Genomic DNA, 18,006 nt, shown 5'->3' on the forward strand with positions numbered 1-18,006 from the left:
ACGGCGGGTGAGATAACGTCGGGTAGGTGACGACGAGCGGCGACCGGGTGGACCGGCGCGACGCCCCGCCACGGCGCCGGGGTCGACCGGCCGCCTCGGGGGGCCCGAGCACGGAAGCGGCGATCCTGCGCAGCGCGCGGGAGGTGTTCGCCGAGTCGGGGTACGAGGGCGCGACGTTCGCGGAGATCGCCGCGCGGGCCGGGGTCACCCGCCCGGCGGTCAACCACTACTTCGCCGGCAAGCCCGCGCTCTACGCCGCCGTCTTCGAGGCGACCCAGGACGGCGTCGTCACCGTCGGTCTGGCCCGGGCGGCGGACGCCCGGACCTCCACCGAGCGGCTGGGGCTGTTCCTCGAGACCGCGGCGCAGGCCGACGCGGGGGACCGGTCGTTCGCGCGGTTCATCGCGGCGTCACTGGTCGACGCGTTCCGCCACCCGGAGCTCGCCGACCACGCGCGCCGCCAGATCGACGACGTGCGCGGCTTCGTCCGCGGCACCCTCGAGACCGGGATGGCCGCCGGGGAGATCCGGGCCGACCTCGAGCTGGAACCGGTGACCGAGCTGCTGGTCGCCGTGATGTGGGGGATGGGCCTCTACGCCGGGTTCGTGGGCACCCACGAGCAGCTCGAGGCCGTGGTGGATCAGTTCGAGCGGGTGCTCGAGTCGGTGCTCGTGCCCCCCGCGTAAGGCTGATCGGCCAGCTGGTCGCGCAGCGCGAACTTCTGCACCTTGCCGGAGGCGGTCATCGGCAGCTCGTCGACGACGAACCACCGCTCCGGCACCTTGAACGACGACAGCCGCTCCCGGCAGTGCGCCCGCAGCGCCTCCTCGACGCCCGGTGCGCCGCCGTCGCGCAGCACCACCGCGGCCGCGACGATCTCGCCCCAGTGGTCGTCGGGCAGGCCGACCACCGCCGAGGTGAGCACGTCCGGGTGCTCGGCGAGGGCGATCTCCACCTCGGCCGGGGCGATGTTCTCCCCGCCGCGGATGACCAGCTCCTTCAGCCGGCCGGTCACCGTGATCAGGCCGCGCTCGTCCATCGTCCCGAGGTCGCCGGTGTGCACCCAGCCCTCCGGGTCCACCGTCGTGGCGGTGGCCGCCGGGTCGTCGTGGTAACGCAGCAGCTGCAGGTAGCCCCGCGCGCAGATCTCGCCCTGGACCCCCAGCCCGACGACGTCGCCCGACGTCGGGTCGACGACGCGGGCCGCGGTCTGGGGCAGCGGCCGCCCGACGGTGGTGGCGAGGTCGTCGGCGGTGTCGCCGCGGCGCGTCAGCGAGAGCACGGGGGAGAGCTCGGTCTGGCCGAACAGGTTGTGCACCGAGGCCCCGAAGGTCTCCTGTGCGGCGGTGATGGTGGTCGGCGCGCAGATCGAGGCGCCGACGAGCACGGTGTCCAGCCGCGGCGCCGCCGCGCCCTTACGGGCGGCCTCGAGCAGCGCCGAGAGCACCGTCGGGACGCTGAAGAGCACCCGGGCGCCCTCGCGCACCGCGCTCGCGAGGACCGGGCCCGGCTCGAAGCGCTCGATGAGCACCTGTGTGCCGCCGACCCAGGCCGGTCCGAGCGTGGAGATGACACAGGCCGCGGTGTGGAACATCGGCAGCGGTGCGATCCCCACCGCGCCCGGCCCGACCTCGGCGGTGATCATCGTGAGGCGCGCGTTGTTGACCAGTGACCGGTGCGCGAGCACGACCGCCTTGGGCCGCCCGGTGGTGCCCGAGGTGAACTGGATCATCACCGGGTCGTCGGGGTGGAGGTCGTCCGGTTCCGGGCCCGGCTCGGCGTACAGCCGGTCGGGGTGCGCGAGGCTGACGGTCTCGCGCAGCGCCGGGAGGTCCCGGCGGACGCGCGCCACGGAGGCCGCGAGGTCGCGGTCCCGGCTCGTCTCGGCGTGCACCAGCACCGACGCCCCGGCCAGGCGCACCGAGTAGGCGAGCTCGTCGTCGGTGAGCACCGGGTTGAGCGCCACCAGCACGACGCCGGCCAGCGCGGCTCCGTACTCGATCACCGGCCACTCGGCGACGTTCGGCGCCCACAGCGCCACGTGCTCGCCCGGGTCGGCAAGTGCCAGCAGGCCCGCGGCGACGCTGCGGGCCTCGGCGAGCAGCTCGGTGTACGTCAGCCTGGCCGTGGACCCGTCGTGACGGGTGCCGATGAGGGCGCACACGTCGGGGAACCGCTGCGCACGGTCACGCAGCAGATCCCCGACGGTGCACTCGGCGAGGGGCACCGACTCGTCGGGTGCCCACTCGGCGCGCTCGAGGCGGCGCGTCGTCGCGGGCAGGGCGACGGGAGGGGCGTCGACGGCGACGGCGGTGCTCACGGTGGCCGACCTCAGGTGACGACGAGGTCGTCGCGGCCGTCGGCCTTGAGGGTCTCGACGTAGACCGGGAAGAGCTTCTTCGACAGCGGCGCGAGGGCGAGCAGCTTGCTCATCTCGCCCTGGATCTTCACCTTGCCGCGGGCCATCGCGAAGGGGAGGTTGACCTTCCCCTGCCAGTAGGCGTTCGCGGTCTCGGTCGACATGACCATGGTCGCGCCGGGTTCCGGTCCGTCGTCGCCCGAGTAGACGACCTTGCCGGGCAGGTCGATCGTCAGCTTCGAGTCCGGGGCGGTGCAGTCCATGCGGAGCACCAGGCCGGTGTCGGCGAGCTTCGGGCCGGTCTCGGGGTCGGCCATCGCGGCCTCGAAGATCGATCCCACGTAGCGGCGCAGTTCGTCCTCGTCGGCGAAGCCGGGCATCGGGGCCTCCTCCTGTCGTCGTGCGGTCCTACTCATCTAAGGTAGATTAAATTCAACGACGGCGACACCCACCGCGCCGACTCCGGACCCGTCCCGATCGACAGGAGCCCGCCATGGCCGCGCCGACGACGAGCCGCCCGGGCGGCGACTCGCTGTACTCCGACGACCATGAGGCGTTCCGCGAGGTCGTCCGGACCTTCATCGAGCGCTCCGTGCTGCCCCACGAGCGCGAGTGGGAGGCGCAGCACCGTCCGGACCGCGAGCTGTTCTCCGCCGCGGGTGCGCAGGGGCTCCTCCTGTTCGCCGCCCCGGAGGAGCACGGCGGCGCCGGGATCGACGACTTCCGGTTCAACGCCGTGGTCTCCGAGGAGTTCGGCCGCCACGGGCTCTCCGCGCCGGGGCTGGCGCTCAGCCTGCAGAACGACGTGCTCGGGCCGTACTTCCTCGAGCTCACGAACGACGAGCAGAAGGCGCGCTGGCTCCCCGGTCTCGTCTCCGGCGAGCTGGTCTCGGCCATCGGGATGACCGAGCCGGGAACCGGCAGCGACGTCGCCGCGATCCGGACGAAGGCGGTCCGCGACGGGGACGAGTACGTGGTCGACGGGGCGAAGACGTTCATCTCGAACGGGCTGAACGCCGACCTAGTCGTCACTGCCGTCCGCACCGGCGACGACCCGCACAAGGGCCTGTCCCTGCTGGTGATCCCCACCGACCTGCCGGGCTTCGAGCGGAACCTGCTCGACAAGATCGGGCTGCACGGCCAGGACACCTGCGAGCTCTCGTTCACCGGGATGCGGGTGCCGGCCGCCAACCTGCTCGGCGCCGAGGGCGACGGGTTCCGGAACCTGATGCGCAACCTCGCCCAGGAGCGGCTCTCGCTCGCCGTGCTCGGCCTGGCCGCGGCCGAGGGCGTCCTGGAGAACACCCTCGACTACGTCCGCGAGCGCACCGCCTTCGGCCGGCCGATCGGCTCCTTCCAGAACAGCCGCTTCGTGCTCGCCGAGGTCGCGACCGAGGTCGACGTGACCCGCTCGTTCGTCGAGGACTGCATCGCCGCGCACGTGCGCGGCGAGCTCGACGCCGCGCGGGCGGCCAAGGCCAAGTGGTGGTGCACCGACGTGCAGGCCCGCACGGCCGACCGGTGCCTCCAGCTCTTCGGCGGCTACGGCTACATGAGCGAGTACCCGGTCGGCCGGGCGTTCGTGGAGGCCCGCGTCCAGAAGATCTACGGCGGCACCAACGAGATCATGAAGGAGATCGTCGGGCGGGATCTCGGGCTGTGAGCGCCCCGCCCGAGGACCTGCCGCTGGCGGGCCTGCGCGTCGTCGAGGTCTCGACGTTCGTCGCCGCGCCGCTCGGCGGGATGACCCTGGCCCAGCTCGGCGCCGACGTGGTGCGGATCGACCCGCTCGGCGGCGCGCCGGACCACGCCCGCTGGCCGCTGGCGCCGTCGGGCACCTCGCTCTACTGGGCCGGGCTGAACAAGGGCAAGCGCTCCGTCGCGGTCGACCTGCGCTCCGACGAGGGCAAGCAGCTGGTCACCGACCTGATCGCGGGGTCGGGCGAGGACGGCCGGATCCTGCTGACCAACGCCGTCGGGCGTCGGTTCCTCGGCTACGACGTGCTGGCCGAACAGGTCCCCGGGCTGATCCACGTGCAGGTCGACGGGCACCACGACGGCACTCCCGCGGTGGACTACACCGTGAACGCCGGCGTCGGGTTCCCCTCGGTGACCGGGCCCGAGGGCCACGCCGACCCGGTCAACCACGTGCTTCCTGCGTGGGACATCGCCTGCGGGCTCTACGCCGCCACGTCGATCCTCGCCGCGCTGCGCCGCCGCACGCGCACCGGCGCGGGCTCGCAGCTGCGGATCGCGCTGCACGACGTCGCGCTCGCGATGGCCGGGAACCTCGGGTTCCTCGCCGAGGCCCAGGTCGGGCACGTCGAGCGGCGCCGGATGGGCAACTACCTCTACGGCGGCTTCGCCCGGGACTTCACCACCCGCGACGGCGGCCGCGTCATGATCGTCGCGCTGACCGCCCGGCACTGGCAGGACCTGCTGCGCATCTCCGAGCTGGGCGGCCCCGTGAAGGCGCTCGAGGACGCCGTGGGCGCGGACTTCTCCACCGACGACGACCGGTTCGCCTACCGCGAGGTGCTGGCAGGCCTGTTCGCGAAGTGGATCGCCGACCTGGACCTGGAGACCGTCGAGGCCCGGCTCGCGGACAGCTCGCTGCTGTGGTCGCGCTACCGCACCTTCACCGACCTGGTCGCCGACGACGGCGCGGTGATCCGGGACAACCCGATGATCGACCGGGTGGACCAGCCGGGGGTCGGGGAGCACTTCGTGCCCGCGTCGCCCATCGCGCTGGGGTCGCTGCGCACGCCGGTGGTGCGGGCGCCGACGCTCGGCGAGCACGGCGACGAGGTGGTGGCCGAGTGGCTCGGGGAGCGCGGCTACGACCCCGCGGCGCTGCGGAAGAGGGGAACCCTCATGTGAACGGATTTGGTCGCCCAGACGACCAAATCCGTTCACATGGGCTACGCCCTCTCGATGATCGTCACGTTCGCCTGGCCGCCGCCCTCGCACATCGTCTGCAGGCCGTAGCGCCCGCCGGTGCGCTCGAGCTCGCCGAGCATCGTCGTCATCAGGCGGGCGCCGGTCGCGCCGATCGGGTGGCCCAGCGCGATCGCGCCGCCGTTGGGGTTGACCTTCGCCGGGTCGGCGCCGGTCTCCTTGAGCCAGGCCTGGACGACGCTGGCGAACGCCTCGTTGATCTCGACGGTGTCGATGTCGGAGATGCTCAGCCCGGTCTTCTCCAGCGCGTACGCGGTGGCCGGGATGGGCGCGGTGAGCACCATGACCGGGTCGTCGCCGCGCGCGGACACGTGGTGGATGCGGGCGCGAGGCGTGAGCCCGTGCTCGCGGACGGCCTTCTCGGAGGCGACGAGCAGCGCGGCCGAGCCGTCGGAGATCTGGCTGGAGACGGCCGCGGTGAGCCGCCCGCCCGGGGCCAGCGTCTTCAGCCCGGCCATCTTCTCCGGGGTGGTGTCCGCGCGCGGGCCCTCGTCGGTGTCGACGCCGCGGTACGGGCTGATCTCCTTCGCGAACCGGCCCTCGGCGATCGCGGTCAGCGCACGCTGGTGGCTCTGGTAGGCGAACGCCTCCATCTCCTCGCGGGAGATCGCCCACTTGTCGGCGATCATCTCCGCGCCCCGGAACTGCGAGATCTCCTCGCCGGGGTAGCGGGCCTCCCACCCCTCGCACCCGGTCCACGGGTCGGGGTCGCCGAACTCCTTGCCCGCGACGAACCCGGCCATGAGCGGGTAGCGGCTCATGACCTGCACGCCGCCCGCGACCTGGACGTCGGACTGGCCGCTCATCACGGCCTGCGCGGCGAAGGACACCGCCTGCTGGGAGGAGCCGCACTGCCGGTCGATGGTCACGCCGGGGACGTGCTCGGGCAGTCCCGCGGCGAGCGCGGCGGTCCGGGCGATGTCGCCGGCCTGGGCGCCGATCTGGTCGAGGCAGCCCAGGATCACGTCGTCGATCGCGTTCGGGTCGACGCCGCTGCGCTCGACGACCTCACGGATGGTGTGTGCGGCGAGGTCCGCAGGGTGGACCTGCGAGAGCCCCCCGTTGCGGCGTCCGACCGGCGTGCGGACGGCCTCGACGATGTAGGCCTCGGACACGGGCCACCTCCCTGTCGGGTTCGGGTTCTTTAATCGAGAGTAGAAGATGTTGGCGACGACGGGGTGTGACGTCGTCGGTCGGTTCGGCTCACCGGCCCGTGAACGCGACGGGCCGCTTCTCGACGAAGGCCGCGCGGCCCTCGGCGTAGTCGTGGGTGGTGGCGTGGCGCTGCTGCAGGTCGGCCTCGAGCGTGAGCAGCTCGTCGAGGCGCGGCTGGGCGGCCGCGGCGAGCACGGTCTTGATGCTGGAGTAGGCCACCGTCGGTCCGGCGGCAAGCCGTTCGGCGAGCGCGACGGCCTGGTCGAACAGCTCGTCGCGGGGGTGTACGGCGGTGACCAGGCCCCACTCGTGCGCCCGCTCGGCGGGCAGCTTGTCGGCCAGCATCGCCAGCTCGGCGGCGCGGGTCAGGCCGATGCGTTCCGCCAACGCCGGCAGCACCCCGCCGTCGGGCATGACGCCGATGCGCGCGAACGCCAGCAGCAGGTAGGCGTCGTCGGCGGCGAGCAGCAGGTCGCCCGCCAGGGCCAGCGACACCCCGAGGCCCGCGCACGCCCCGTGGATCGCGACGATCACCGGCTTCGGGGCCTGCCGGATCGTCGAGATGATCGGGTTGTAGATCGTGCGCAGCCGCCCGGACAGGTCGGGCGCGCCGTCGGCGGTGAGCTCGCGGGCGTTCTTCACGTCCGCGCCGGCGCTGAACGCCCGTCCCGCCCCGGTGATCAGGATCGCCCGGACCTCGGGGTCCTCGGCGGCCGTGGTGAGCGCGTCCAGCAGTTCGCGCCCCATCTCCGGGGTCCAGGCGTTGAGCGAGTCGGGACGGTGCAGCTCGATCCGGCGCGCACCGGCGAGCTCGTGCAGGCGGACGGTCTCGTAGGTCGGCATCGACGCTCCTGACGGGTTCGCGGACCCGGGCGGGCGAGGAACCGCCGGGGCTGACAACCTCACGGTGACATTCTATGGTCGATTAAAAACGCGGACCAGTCGGCGGTGCGCACGAGGAGGAACCCATGCCCGAGGCCGTGATCGTCGAGGCCGTCCGGACCGCTGTCGGGAAGTCCCGGCCGGACGGCGCGCTGGCGGGGGTTCACCCCGCCGACCTGCTCGCCGAGACCTACGCCGCGCTCGTCGACCGCACCGGGCTCGACCCGGCCCTGATCGAGGACGTCATCACCGGCTGCGCGCAGCAGGTCGGCGAGCAGTCCGGCAACATCGGCCGCAACGCCGCGCTCGGGGCGGGCTTCCCGGACTCGGTCCCCGCGACCACGATCAACCGACAGTGCGGGTCGAGCCAGCAGGCCGCCGCCTTCGCGGCGCAGGCCGTGATGGCCTGGACCCACGACGTCGTCGTCGCCGGCGGGGTCGAGTCGATGAGCGTGGTGCCGATCGGCAGCTCGCGACCGCAGAGCCCGGGGAAGCGGGTCGAGGCGCGCTACCCCGAGGGCCTGGTCAACCAGGGGATCTCGGCCGAGCTGGTCGCGCAGCGCTGGAAGATCGACCGCGAGGAGCTGGACGCGTACAGCGCCGAGTCGCACCGCCGGGCCGCGGCGGCGGCCGAGGCGGGCGGGTTCGACCGCGAGATCGTCGACGTCCCCGTCGACGGCGGGGTCCACCGCCAGGACGAGACGGTGCGGGCGGGCACCACCGCGGAGAAGCTGGGCGGGCTGAAGCCCTCGTTCCGCACCGACGAGATGGCCGCGCGCTTCCCGGACATCGACTGGCGGGTCACCCCGGGCAACTCCTCGCCGCTGACCGACGGGGCCTCCGCCGTCCTGATCATGAGCGACGTCCGGGCGAAGCAGCTCGGGCTGGTGCCGCGGGCACGCTTCCACGCGTTCTCCGTCGTCGGCGACGACCCGCTGATGATGCTGACCGGACCCATCCCGGCCACCCGCCGGCTGCTCGAGCGCACGGGTCTCGACCTCGCGGACATCGACGCCTACGAGGTCAACGAGGCGTTCGCGTCGGTCCCGCTGGCCTGGCAGCGCGAGTTCGGCGCCGACCCCGCCCGCCTCAACCCGCGCGGCGGGGCGATCGCCCTCGGCCACGCGCTGGGCTCGTCGGGGACCCGGCTGCTCGTCACGCTGCTGCACCACCTCGAGGACACCGGCGGCCGCTGGGGCCTGCAGACGATGTGCGAGGCCGGCGGCATGGCCAACGGCACGATCATCGAGCGGCTCGACCGATGAGCGGCCCGCTGTCCGGGACCACCGTCCTCGAGCTCGCCGGGATCGGGCCGGGCCCGTTCGCGGCGATGCTGCTCGCGGACCTCGGCGCCGAGGTGATCCGGGTCGAGCGGCCGGCGGGCGGTGAGGTGCCGCCCGCCTCGCCCGCCGACGCGCTCAACCGCGGGAAGCGCTCCGTCGTCCTGGACCTCAAGGACCCGGCCGCGGTCGAGGCGGTGCTCGCGCTCTGCGCCGACGCCGACGTCCTGCTCGAGGGCAACCGGCCCGGCGTCACCGAGCGGCTCGGGCTCGGCCCCGACGACGTGTGGGCCCGCAACCCGCGCCTGGTCTACGGCCGGATGACCGGCTGGGGCCAGGACGGCCCGCTCGCGTCCCGCGCCGGTCACGACATCGGCTACATCGCGGTGACCGGCGCGCTGCACGCCATCGGGCCCGCCGAGGCCCCGGTGCCGCCGCTGAACCTGGTCGGCGACTTCGGCGGCGGCTCGACCTACCTCGTCATCGGCGTCCTCGCGGCGCTGCTCGAGGCGCGGAGCACCGGGCGGGGACAGGTGGTCGACGCGGCCATCGTCGACGGCACCTCGCACCTGCTCGCCGCGATCCACACCATGCTCGGGTCCGGTCGGTGGCGCGACGAGCGGGGTGTGAACCTCCTCGACGGCAGCACGCCGTACTACGCGGTCTACGCGACCTCCGACGGCAGGCACATGGCCGTCGGAGCCATCGAGCCGAAGTTCTACGCGCAGTTCGTGGAGCTGCTCGGGGTGGACGTGGATCCCGCGGCGCAGAACGACCGCTCGACGTGGGACGAGACGCGTGAGCGGTTCGCCGCCGCGTTCGCGACCCGGACCCGCGACGAGTGGACCGCGGTCTACGAGGAGACCGACGCCTGTGTCGCGCCGGTGCTGAGCCTGACCGAGGCGGCGCAGCATCCGCACGTCGCCGCCCGCGGCAGCGTCGTCGAACGCGACGGTCTGCTGCGTCCGGGGCCGGCGCCGCGGTTCCCGGCGCACCCCGGCGACACCGACCGGCCGGCCTACGCGCCGGGCGCCGACACCCGGGAGCTGCTCGCCGCGGCCGGGGTCGACGTCGACGCACTCCTGGGCGCGGGCGCCGCGGTGCAGGGCTGAGACGTCCCGCTCCGGGGCGTGACCGACCCACCCCGTACCGTCGCCGACGCGCGACGAGGCGGGGCGGTGGCCGTCGACCCCGGGGCCCACGGAGGAGCGATGAGCGACACCGACACGACGACGCAGCCCGGGACGGCGGACGAGGTCCAGGCCGACCCCGGGACGGCGGACGAGGCCGGGAAGGCCGCTCCGTCCCGGTCGAAGCGCCCCCTCGTGCTCGGACTGGTCGGCGGCATCGTGGTCGGGTTCCTGGTCGTCGGCCTGATCGGTGCCTTCCTCTGGCCGGGCCATGCGTTCGGCCCGGGCAGCCCGGACGCGCTGGCGTCCGAGGCCACCGCCGACGTCGCCGCGAAGAACAGTGCGGCGCTGGACGCGATCTCCTGTCGTGGGGCCGACGGCAAGCCCGTGGCGCCGATCAATCCGCAGATCTTCGGGGTCATCGGCTCGGTCAAGCCCGCCGGCGCCGCGAACCTGCTGATCGATTCCGAGGCCAGGGTGCCGGTCGACCTCACGATCGCGGTCCAGGGTCAGCAGCAGCCGCTACCCATCGACCTCGTCCTCGGCGAGAACGACCGCACCTGGTGCTTCAAGGGGCTCACCGCCCGCTAGTCGCGAGGAACTCCTCGATCAGCCCGTTCACGACCCCCGGCAGCTCCAGGTTCGCCAGGTGCCCCGTCCGGGGGAGCACGGCCAGGCCCGCGTCGGGCAGCGTCGCGCGGAGCATGAGCGTGGCGTCGAGAGCCTCGGGATCGGTGTCCCCGGCGAGCAGCAGCGTCGGCACCGTCATCGCCGCGATGTCCTCGCGCAGGTCGAACAGCGAGGGCCGGGCGGCCTGCACCCCGCGCATGGTCAACGCCGCGCCGACCGGGTCGTGCTCCGCGAGGATGCGCAGGTGCCCGGCGTGCCCGGCCGGGTCGCGGCGGCGCAGCGGCTGCCGGGCGGGGCGGTTGCCGTAGTCCCGGGCGACGGCCTCGCTGCCGTCGCGCTCGTAGGCGTCGGCCAGGGCCAGCGCGTCGGCCCGGAACGCCTCGGCCCGCTCCGGCGCGGCGCCGTACCCGCACCCGGCGACGACGAGGGCGACCGCACGGTCCGGGTGGGTCAGGCCGAGGTGCAGCGTCGCGAACCCGCCCATCGAGTTCCCGACGACGACCGCGCGGTCCAGTTCCAGCGCGTCGAGCACCGCCACCGCGTCCGCGACCGCACGGCGCTGCGAGTAGGCGGCCGGGTCCGTCGGGACGTCGGAGTCCGGGTAACCGCGGGCGTCGTAGGTGACGCAGCGCCGCGAGGCGGCGAAGTGGCGCACCTGCGGGTCCCAGGAGCGGTGGTCGCCGCCGAACTCGTGGACGAACAGGATCGGGGCACCGGCCGGTTCCTCCGGTCCCGGATGGTCGTACACCGCGAGCCCGACGCCGTCGTCGGTCGTGATCCTCATGGTCGCTCATCCTGCGCGAGCGCGGCGGCGGCGCTCGCCACCGCGTCGACGATGCCGACGTAGCCGGTGCACCGGCAGATGTTGCCCGCCATCTCGGCCCGGATCCGCTCCCGGTCCGGGTCGGGCTCGACCGCCAGCAGGTGGGCCGCGGTCATGAGCATCCCCGGCGTGCACGCTCCGCACTGCAGTCCGTGGCAGACCGAGAACGCCTCCTGCAGCGGGTGCAGGGTCCCGTCCGGCTCCGCCAGCCCCTCGACGGTGGCGACCGCGCACCCCTCGGCCTGCACCGCGAACATGAGGCACGCCCGCACCGGCTCGCCGTCGACGAGGACCGTGCAGGCCCCGCAGACGCCGTGCTCGCAGCCGAGGTGGGTGCCGGTGAGGCCGAGGTCCTCGCGCAGCGCGTCGGCCAGGGTGCGGCGGGGTTCGACGGTGAGGCGGTGCTGCTCGCCGTTGACGGTCAGGGTGATCCTCATACGGGCTCCCGGGCCGGGGTGGCGGCCACCGATGCGAGCGCGCGTCGGGTCATCTCCCGGGTCAGCGCCCGGCGGTGGCCGGCGCTGCCGTGCAGGTCCGACGGCGGGTCCACATCGTCGGCGGCGGCATCGGCGAGGGACGCGACGCGGGCGTCGTCGAGAGGTCCGTCCAGGTCCCCGGCCGGAACCAGGTGCGGCGTCCCCGCGACCCCGCCGACCACGATCCGCAGCTCCGACCCGAACCGCGCCGCGGCCACCGAGACGACCGCGAAGTCGCCGTGGCGGCGGGCGAACTCGGCGAACCCCCAGGCGTCCGGGCACGGCAGCTCCACGGCGGTGATCATCTCGTCCTCGCCGACGTCGCTCTGCAGCGCGCCGGTGAACAGCGCCGCCGCGTCGACCCGCCGGGAGCCGCCGGGCCCGGCGACGTGGACCGCCCCGTCGCACGCGCGCAGCACGGCGGGCAGCTCGGCCGAGGGGTCGGCGTGGGCGAGGCTGCCGGCGAGCGTGCCGCGGCTGCGGATCGCGGCGTGCCCGATCCAGCGGGCCGCCGCGGCGGCGAGCGGGTGCAGGGTCTGGCCGGCGAGGGCGGCGTGGCGCACCAGCGCTCCCGCGCGGAGGACCCCGTCGTGCACCTCGAGGTGGTCGAGCCCGGGGATGCGGTTGACGTCGACGATCACCTCGGGCGCGGCCATCCGCAGCGCCATCACCGGCACCAGGCTCTGTCCGCCGGCGAGGAGCTTCCCCTCGCCGTCGGCCTCCGCGAGCGCGGTGACGGCGTCGGCCACGTCGACCGCGCGGTGGTAGGAGAAGCGGGCGCACTTCACCGGGCCCCACCGCCGTGCACGAGCTCCCACACCCGGGCGGGGGTGACCGGCAGGTCGTCGACCTCGACGCCGAGGGCGTCGGCCACCGCGCCCGCGACGACGGCGTTCGGGGCCAGGGTGCCGCCCTCGCCGACCCCGCGGACCCCCGTCGGGTTCGCGGCCGGGGTGCTGACGTGGTCGATGGTCAGCTCCGGGATCTCGCCCGAGGTCGGCATCAGGTAGTCCAGCAGCGTCCCGGTCGAGAGGTTGCCCTCGTCGTCGTAGACCAGGTGCTCGTACATCGCGCCGCCGATGCCCTGCGCGATCGACCCGGCGATCTGCCCGTCGACGATCACCGGGTGCACGATCGTCCCGGCGTCCTCCACGCACACCCAGGCCAGGACACCGATCTCCCCGGTCGTCGGGTCGACCTCGAGCGCCGCGAGCTGGGCGCCGGCGGCGAACGCGCCGCGGATCGGGTCGTAGAACTTCGTGCCCTCCAGCCCGGGCTCGAAGCCCTCGGGCAGCCGGTCGGACTGCAGGTAGGCGACGCGGGCGACCTCGGCGAGCGAGATGACCGGCTTCTCCTGGCCGCGGACGTGGACCTGGCCGCCGCGCAGGTCGAGGTCGGCGACATCGACCTCCCTGAGGGCTCCGGCGAGGGCGAGCACCTTCTCCCGGACGTGCGCGCCGGCCAGGTTCGCCGCGCCGCCGCCGATCACCGCCTGGCGGGAGGAGAAGGCGCCGAAGCCCCACAGCGAGGAGTCGGTGTCGCCGTAGCGCACGGTCACGGCGTCGTAGTCGACGCCCAGCGCGTCCGCGACGACCTGGGCCATCGTCGTCTCCAGCCCCTGGCCCTGGGAGGTGACGCCGGAGAACACCGTCACCGCGCCGTCCGGGTTGACCCGCACGGTGCATGCCTCGTGGCCGGTGCGGAACGGCATCCGCGGCCCGGCGGACGCGGCGCGCCCGAGGCCGGTGAGCTCGTTGTAGATCCCGACCCCGATGCCGAGCGGCCGCTCTCCGGCGCCGCGCCGCCGGGCCTGCTCGGACCGCCAGGCCTCGAGCCCGAACACCTCGACGGCCCGGTCGAGGCAGGCCTCGTAGGCGCCGGAGTCGTCGACCAAGCGCGACGGCATCCGGTACGGGATGTCCGCGGGGAGGATGAGGTTGCGGCGGCGCAGCGCGACCGGGTCCATGCCCAGCGCCCGCGCGCCGGAGTCCATCAGCGCCTCCATCGCGAACACCGTCGACGGACGGGCCACCCCGCGGTACGGACCCGACGGGCTGGTGTTGGTGGCGACGCCGCGGACCGTGCACTCGTAGTCGGCCAGCTTGTAGGGCCCGGTGAGCAGCCCGCCCGCCATCAGCGGCTCGATCCCCGCGGTCCAGGGGTAGACCGAGTACGCGCCGGTGTTGCACCAGACGTCCGCGGTGACCGCGAGCAGCGCCCCGTCGGCGGCGAACCCGGCCCGGAGCACGTAGCGGTGGTCGCGGGCGTGGGTGGCGGCCAGCAGGTGCTCGACGCGGTCCTCGACCCACTTGAGCGGGACGTCCGGCGTCGCGATCGCCATGAGGCAGAGCGCCACGTCCTCGGGATAGAGCACCGCCTTGACGCCGAACCCGCCACCGACATCGGGCGCGACCACCCGGATGTCGCCCTCGGGCAGCCCGAGCAGCTCAGCGAGCTGGGTGCGCACCAGGTGCGGCACCTGGGTCCCGGACCAGAACGTCAGCCGCCGGTCCGCGGACTCGAAGTGGGCCACCCCGGCGCGGCACTCGATGGGGTTCCCGCCGTGCCGGTTGGTGGTGAGCTCGCGTGCCACGACGACGTCGGCCGCGGCGAGCGCCGCCTCGACGTCGCCGGCGCGGAAGGTGCGTGACAGGAGCAGGTTGTCCGGGGCCTCGTCGTGGACCGGGTCGGTGATCTCCGCCGGGTCGGTCCAGGCGCACACCGTGGGCCGCAGCGGGTCGTAGTCCACGATCACCGCCTCGGCGCCGTCCTCGGCGCGGTAGCGGTCGTCGGCGACGACGGCGGCGACCGCCTCCCCGGTGAAGCGGACCTTGCCGCGGGCCAGCGGCGGCTGGTCGGTCTCGACGTAGCCCGGCAGCGCGGACTGCGCGCGCAGCGACACCGGCGCGATCGTCGGGTGCCGGCCGGTGAACACCGCATGCACGCCGTCGACGTCGAGCGCCTCGGCGACCTCGATCCCGTCCAGCCGCGCGTGGGCGATCGGGCTGCGCACGAACGCGACGTGGCGCATCCGCGGCAGGACGAGGTCGGAGACGAAGCGCCCGCGGCCGGTGAGCAGCCGGGCGTCCTCCTTGCGGCGGACCGGGGTGCCGGTGGCGGGCCGGTGCTCTCCGGCGGTCGTGTGCTCGTCGGCGGTGGAGGGGTCGGCGGCCGTCATGGCATCGCGAACCCGCCGTTGACGGAGATGACCTGGCCGGTCGTCCAGGAGGAGAGCGGCGAGGCGAGCAGCAGGACCGTCGGGGTGACGTCCGCGGGACGGCCGAGGCGGCGCAGCGGGTAGAGCGCGGTGATCTTCTTGAGTCGCTCGTCGTCCGTGCCGCCGGTGTGGGCGGCGAAGTTGTCGGTCTGCACCAGCCCGAGGGACACCGCGTTGGCGCGGACGCCGTGGCGGGCGAGCTCCTTGGCCAGCGACTTGGTCAGGCCGAGGGTGGAGCTGCGGGCCGTGGCGGTCACGGCCAGCCCGGACTCGCCGACCCGTCCGGAGTCGCCCATCAGCGAGACGATCGACCCGCCGTCGCGCTCGGCCATCCGTCGCGCCACCGCGTGCGAGATCCGCAGCGTCCCGGTCACGGTCACCTCGATCTCGGCGGCGAACTCGTCCGCCGAGCGCTCGAGGAAGCGGCCGCGGCTGGTCACCGCCGCGTTGTTGACCAGCACCCCGATCGGCCCGAGCTCGGACTCGACGGTGTCCAGCGCGCGGCCGACCGAGGCGTCGTCGCGGGTGTCGACACCGACCGCGACCGCCTTCACCCCGGCCGCGCGGGCGGCCTCCGCGGCCTGCTCGGCGCCCTCGCCGGAGGTGTGGTGGCCGAACGCGACCTGCGCGCCCTCGGCGGCGAACGCCTCCCCGATGGCGCGCCCGAGGCCCTGCCCGGCTCCGGTGACCAGCACCGTGGTGCCGGCGAGCTGCAGATCCATGTCGGTGCTCCTAGACGGTGACGAACCGGCGGCTCTCGCCGACGGTGACGACGCGGCCGAAGGCCAGGCCGGGGAAGTGGGCGGCGGCGACGAGGTCGTCGGTGTCGGCGAGCTCGTCGGCGAGCCGGTGGCGGATCGCCCGCGCGGCGGCCGGGTCGACGTCGAAGACGGCCTCCCAGTCCGGCTCGGCCAGCTCCACCACCGAGTGCGCGACGTCCCCGATCAGCAGCGCCCGCTCGCCGCGGCTGGAGACGACGTAGCTGGTCGAGCCGGGGGTGTGGCCCGGCGTCGGGCGCGCGTCGAGACCGGGCGCGACGGTGTGCTCGGCGTCGAAGACCTCCAGCCGCTCACGCAGCGGGGCGAGCTTGCGGACCGCACCCGGGTCGGCATCGGGGGCGTCGACGAAGTGGGCCCAGTCCGCCGTGTGGACCCGGTAGGTGGCGCGCGGGAAGACGACCTCGCCGCGGCTGGTGGCCCACCCGACGTGGTCGAAGTGGAGGTGGGTGAAGACGACGTCGGTGACGTCGCCGGGCGCCGTCCCGGTCGCGGCGAGCGCCTCGAGGAAGCCTCCGCCGTCGTAGTGGTCGTTGTGGATCCGGCCGACCCCGGCGTCGACGAGCACCGTCCGGTCGCCGGTGCGCAGCAGGAACCCGCCGAGGGTGAGCACCAGGTCGCCGTGGTCGTCGAGCTGGTCGGGGTGACAGGCCCAGCGATCACCTCCCGGAGCCGAGAGCACCTCCCGGGCGTACTCGCGCCCGGTGCCGTCGACGATCGGCACGATCTCGAGGTCGCCGACCTTCACGAGGGCACCTTCCGCTCGATGGGCCCGGCGTCGAGCAGGCGGGCCAGCTCGAAGCGCTTGACCTTTCCCGAGCCGGTGCGCGGGATGGCGTCGGTGAACCGGATCGCCGCGGGCACCTTGAACCAGGTGAGGTCGCGGCGGCAGCGGGCGCGCAGGGTCTCCTCGTCGGCCCCGTCGCGGGTCGGCACGACGAACGCGACCGGGACCTCGCCGAGGTCCGGATGCGGAGCCCCGACGACGGCCGCGTCCTCGACGCCCGGGGCGTCCAGCAGCACGTTCTCGATCTCGGCCGGGTAGATGTTCTCGCCGCCCCGGATGATCATCTCCTTGGTGCGGCCGCAGATCGTCAGGTAGCCGTGCGCGTCGGACCGGGCGAGGTCGCCGGTGCGGTACCAACCGTCGACGAGCACGTCGGCGGTCTGCTCGGGCTTGCCGTGGTAGCCGCGCATCACGTTCGGGCCCCGCACCCAGAGCTCCCCCTCGGCCCCCGTCGGAACGTCGACGCCGCTGCCCGGATCGACCAGCCGGACGGCGAGCCCGGGCAACGGGAGCCCGCACGAGCCGTACGGCCGCCCGCCGTGGGGCCAGTTCATCGTGACCATGGTCGAGGTCTCGGTGATCCCGTAGCCGTCGAGCAGCGGGATGCCGTAGGCGGACTCGAAGGCCCGGTTCGTCGCGGCCGGCAGGATCGCGCCGGCGGAGATCGCGACCCGCAGCCGGTGCGGCGGCCCCGTCCCTGGTGGAACTGTCCCGGCCGCGGCCTGGACGAGGTAGGAGAACCCGGTCGGCACCCCCGGGAGCACGCTGTGGCCCCCCTCGGCGAGCAGCCCGAGCACCCGGGAGGGGGAGAAGCGGGGGAGGAGGCGTTCGCTCGCCCCGGTGGCGACGATCCCGAGGACGCAGAGGTCGAGCGCGTAGGAGTGGAACAGCGGCAACGCGCACAGCACGTCCTCGCCCGGCGCGAGCCCCGCGATCGGCGCCCAGCACGCCGCGACCACCCACAGGCAGCCGCGCATGGTCAGCTCGACGCCCTTGGGACGCCCGGTGGTCCCGGCGGTGTAGAGCATGAACGCGACCGCGTCGAGGTCGGCCGGGTCGGGGGCCGGCGCCGGCGGGTCGGTCGTCGCGAGGTCGTCGTGGGTCAGCCACCCGGCTCGCGGTGCGCCGGCGACGATCACCGGGATCCCGGGCGCGACGAGGCCGCCGACCAGCTCGGCGTGGTCGGTGTCGGTGACGACGATCCGCGGGCCGGCGTCGGCGAGCACGTACGCCAGCTCGGCGGGGGCGGCCTCGGGGTTCACGCAGGTCGCGACACCGCCGGCGCGGGGGACCGCGAGGTAGGTCTCGGCGGTCTCGACGCGGTTGCCCATGACCATGACGACGCGGTCGCCGGGCGTGACGCCCGCCGCGACGAGATGGCCGGCGAGGCGGGCGGTGCGCGGGGCCAGCTCGGCGTAGGTGACGCGGCGCTCGTCGTCGGCGAAGGCGGTGGTCGGGCCGCGCTCGGCGGCGTGGCGGTCGAGCAGCTCGGCGATCGGCCGGATCAGCTCGGTCCGCAGCATCGCACCCTCC

At 74.2% G+C, this 18,006-nt stretch carries 17 protein-coding genes; 6 read left to right on the forward strand and 11 right to left on the reverse strand.

Going from position 1 to position 18,006, the window contains the following annotated elements:
- Positions 1–26 precede the first annotated feature (26 nt).
- Entirely contained in the window at positions 27–686 is a 660-nt protein-coding gene (locus LQ327_RS14650) for a TetR/AcrR family transcriptional regulator (protein ID WP_230734731.1), read from the forward strand.
- Here LQ327_RS14650 and LQ327_RS14655 read toward each other — a convergent pair.
- Both LQ327_RS14655 and LQ327_RS14660 read right to left on the reverse strand, forming a co-directional pair.
- On the reverse strand, positions 641–2,320 hold the full coding sequence (locus LQ327_RS14655; protein ID WP_230734733.1) for a class I adenylate-forming enzyme family protein: 1,680 nt from the start codon (positions 2,318–2,320) through the stop codon (positions 641–643). The genes LQ327_RS14650 and LQ327_RS14655 overlap by 46 nt on opposite strands.
- An 11-nt stretch (positions 2,321–2,331) precedes the next feature.
- Positions 2,332–2,775, reverse strand: coding sequence for an SCP2 sterol-binding domain-containing protein (locus LQ327_RS14660; RefSeq protein WP_230734735.1), 444 nt, complete (start codon positions 2,773–2,775; stop codon positions 2,332–2,334).
- 77 nt (positions 2,776–2,852) lie between these two features.
- On the opposite strand from LQ327_RS14660, the gene LQ327_RS14665 reads away from it, so the two are divergent.
- Positions 2,853–4,022, forward strand: coding sequence for an acyl-CoA dehydrogenase family protein (locus tag LQ327_RS14665; protein WP_230734737.1), 1,170 nt, complete (start codon positions 2,853–2,855; stop codon positions 4,020–4,022).
- The gene (locus tag LQ327_RS14670; RefSeq protein WP_230734740.1) at positions 4,019–5,239 is read left to right on the forward strand and encodes a CoA transferase; all 1,221 of its coding nucleotides are present in this window, start codon (positions 4,019–4,021) and stop codon (positions 5,237–5,239) included. The genes LQ327_RS14665 and LQ327_RS14670 overlap by 4 nt, the downstream gene beginning before the upstream one ends.
- Positions 5,240–5,280: 41 nt before the next feature.
- Here LQ327_RS14670 and LQ327_RS14675 read toward each other — a convergent pair whose 3' ends face one another.
- Together LQ327_RS14675 and LQ327_RS14680 are read right to left on the reverse strand one after the other, a co-directional pair.
- Entirely contained in the window at positions 5,281–6,432 is a 1,152-nt protein-coding gene (locus tag LQ327_RS14675; protein WP_230734742.1) for an acetyl-CoA C-acetyltransferase, read from the reverse strand.
- Between the two features lie 88 nt (positions 6,433–6,520).
- Positions 6,521–7,315 carry an enoyl-CoA hydratase-related protein gene (locus tag LQ327_RS14680; RefSeq protein ID WP_230734744.1) on the reverse strand — a complete coding sequence of 265 codons (795 nt, stop codon included), beginning with the start codon at positions 7,313–7,315 and terminating at the stop codon, positions 6,521–6,523.
- Between the two features lie 125 nt (positions 7,316–7,440).
- Between LQ327_RS14680 and LQ327_RS14685 the strand changes: the two genes are divergently transcribed.
- From LQ327_RS14685 to LQ327_RS14695, 3 genes are all read left to right on the forward strand, one after another.
- The gene (locus tag LQ327_RS14685; protein ID WP_230734746.1) at positions 7,441–8,619 is read left to right on the forward strand and encodes a thiolase family protein; all 1,179 of its coding nucleotides are present in this window, start codon (positions 7,441–7,443) and stop codon (positions 8,617–8,619) included.
- Positions 8,616–9,746: a CaiB/BaiF CoA transferase family protein gene (locus LQ327_RS14690; RefSeq protein ID WP_230734748.1), complete on the forward strand. Its 1,131-nt coding sequence runs from the start codon at positions 8,616–8,618 to the stop codon at positions 9,744–9,746. Before LQ327_RS14685 ends, LQ327_RS14690 begins: the two co-directional genes overlap by 4 nt.
- A gap of 99 nt (positions 9,747–9,845) precedes the next feature.
- Positions 9,846–10,355, forward strand: a complete 510-nt coding sequence (locus tag LQ327_RS14695) for a hypothetical protein (RefSeq protein ID WP_230734750.1) — start codon at positions 9,846–9,848, stop codon at positions 10,353–10,355.
- Here the strand turns inward: LQ327_RS14695 and LQ327_RS14700 are convergent.
- Genes LQ327_RS14700 through LQ327_RS14730 form a run of 7 tightly spaced genes read right to left on the reverse strand, consistent with a single transcriptional unit; the run spans position 10,342 to position 17,996 of the window.
- Complete coding sequence (locus LQ327_RS14700) at positions 10,342–11,178, reverse strand: alpha/beta fold hydrolase (RefSeq protein ID WP_230734752.1); 837 nt, start codon at positions 11,176–11,178, stop codon at positions 10,342–10,344. The two genes, LQ327_RS14695 and LQ327_RS14700, sit on opposite strands and share 14 nt — an antisense overlap.
- The gene (locus LQ327_RS14705) at positions 11,175–11,654 is read right to left on the reverse strand and encodes a (2Fe-2S)-binding protein (RefSeq protein ID WP_230734754.1); all 480 of its coding nucleotides are present in this window, start codon (positions 11,652–11,654) and stop codon (positions 11,175–11,177) included. The genes LQ327_RS14700 and LQ327_RS14705 overlap by 4 nt, the downstream gene beginning before the upstream one ends.
- Positions 11,651–12,481: an FAD binding domain-containing protein gene (locus LQ327_RS34770; RefSeq protein ID WP_230734756.1), complete on the reverse strand. Its 831-nt coding sequence runs from the start codon at positions 12,479–12,481 to the stop codon at positions 11,651–11,653. Before LQ327_RS34770 ends, LQ327_RS14705 begins: the two co-directional genes overlap by 4 nt.
- Entirely contained in the window at positions 12,478–14,871 is a 2,394-nt protein-coding gene (locus tag LQ327_RS14715; protein ID WP_230734758.1) for a xanthine dehydrogenase family protein molybdopterin-binding subunit, read from the reverse strand. The genes LQ327_RS34770 and LQ327_RS14715 overlap by 4 nt, the downstream gene beginning before the upstream one ends.
- Positions 14,868–15,632, reverse strand: a complete 765-nt coding sequence (locus tag LQ327_RS14720) for an SDR family NAD(P)-dependent oxidoreductase (protein ID WP_230734760.1) — start codon at positions 15,630–15,632, stop codon at positions 14,868–14,870. Before LQ327_RS14720 ends, LQ327_RS14715 begins: the two co-directional genes overlap by 4 nt.
- 10 nt (positions 15,633–15,642) lie before the next feature.
- Entirely contained in the window at positions 15,643–16,434 is a 792-nt protein-coding gene (locus tag LQ327_RS14725) for an MBL fold metallo-hydrolase (protein ID WP_230734762.1), read from the reverse strand.
- Positions 16,431–17,996, reverse strand: coding sequence for a class I adenylate-forming enzyme family protein (locus LQ327_RS14730; RefSeq protein WP_230734764.1), 1,566 nt, complete (start codon positions 17,994–17,996; stop codon positions 16,431–16,433). Before LQ327_RS14730 ends, LQ327_RS14725 begins: the two co-directional genes overlap by 4 nt.
- Positions 17,997–18,006 lie beyond the last annotated feature (10 nt).

This window comes from Actinomycetospora endophytica (assembly GCF_021026375.1).
Lineage (GTDB): Bacteria > Actinomycetota > Actinomycetes > Mycobacteriales > Pseudonocardiaceae > Actinomycetospora > Actinomycetospora endophytica.

What these genes read in the sequence shown, in the direction of transcription:
- LQ327_RS14715 (WP_230734758.1), bottom strand. Translation starts at nt 14,871, where the DNA reads ATGACGGCCGCCGACCCCTCCACCGCCGACGAGCACACGACCGCCGGA.
- LQ327_RS14720 (WP_230734760.1), bottom strand. Translation starts at nt 15,632, where the DNA reads ATGGATCTGCAGCTCGCCGGCACCACGGTGCTGGTCACCGGAGCCGGG.
- LQ327_RS14685 (WP_230734746.1), top strand. Translation starts at nt 7,441, where the DNA reads ATGCCCGAGGCCGTGATCGTCGAGGCCGTCCGGACCGCTGTCGGGAAG.
- LQ327_RS14660 (WP_230734735.1), bottom strand. Translation starts at nt 2,775, where the DNA reads ATGAGTAGGACCGCACGACGACAGGAGGAGGCCCCGATGCCCGGCTTC.
- LQ327_RS14700 (WP_230734752.1), bottom strand. Translation starts at nt 11,178, where the DNA reads ATGAGGATCACGACCGACGACGGCGTCGGGCTCGCGGTGTACGACCAT.
- LQ327_RS14680 (WP_230734744.1), bottom strand. Translation starts at nt 7,315, where the DNA reads ATGCCGACCTACGAGACCGTCCGCCTGCACGAGCTCGCCGGTGCGCGC.
- LQ327_RS14695 (WP_230734750.1), top strand. Translation starts at nt 9,846, where the DNA reads ATGAGCGACACCGACACGACGACGCAGCCCGGGACGGCGGACGAGGTC.
- LQ327_RS14730 (WP_230734764.1), bottom strand. Translation starts at nt 17,996, where the DNA reads ATGCTGCGGACCGAGCTGATCCGGCCGATCGCCGAGCTGCTCGACCGC.
- LQ327_RS14665 (WP_230734737.1), top strand. Translation starts at nt 2,853, where the DNA reads ATGGCCGCGCCGACGACGAGCCGCCCGGGCGGCGACTCGCTGTACTCC.
- LQ327_RS14690 (WP_230734748.1), top strand. Translation starts at nt 8,616, where the DNA reads ATGAGCGGCCCGCTGTCCGGGACCACCGTCCTCGAGCTCGCCGGGATC.
- LQ327_RS14705 (WP_230734754.1), bottom strand. Translation starts at nt 11,654, where the DNA reads ATGAGGATCACCCTGACCGTCAACGGCGAGCAGCACCGCCTCACCGTC.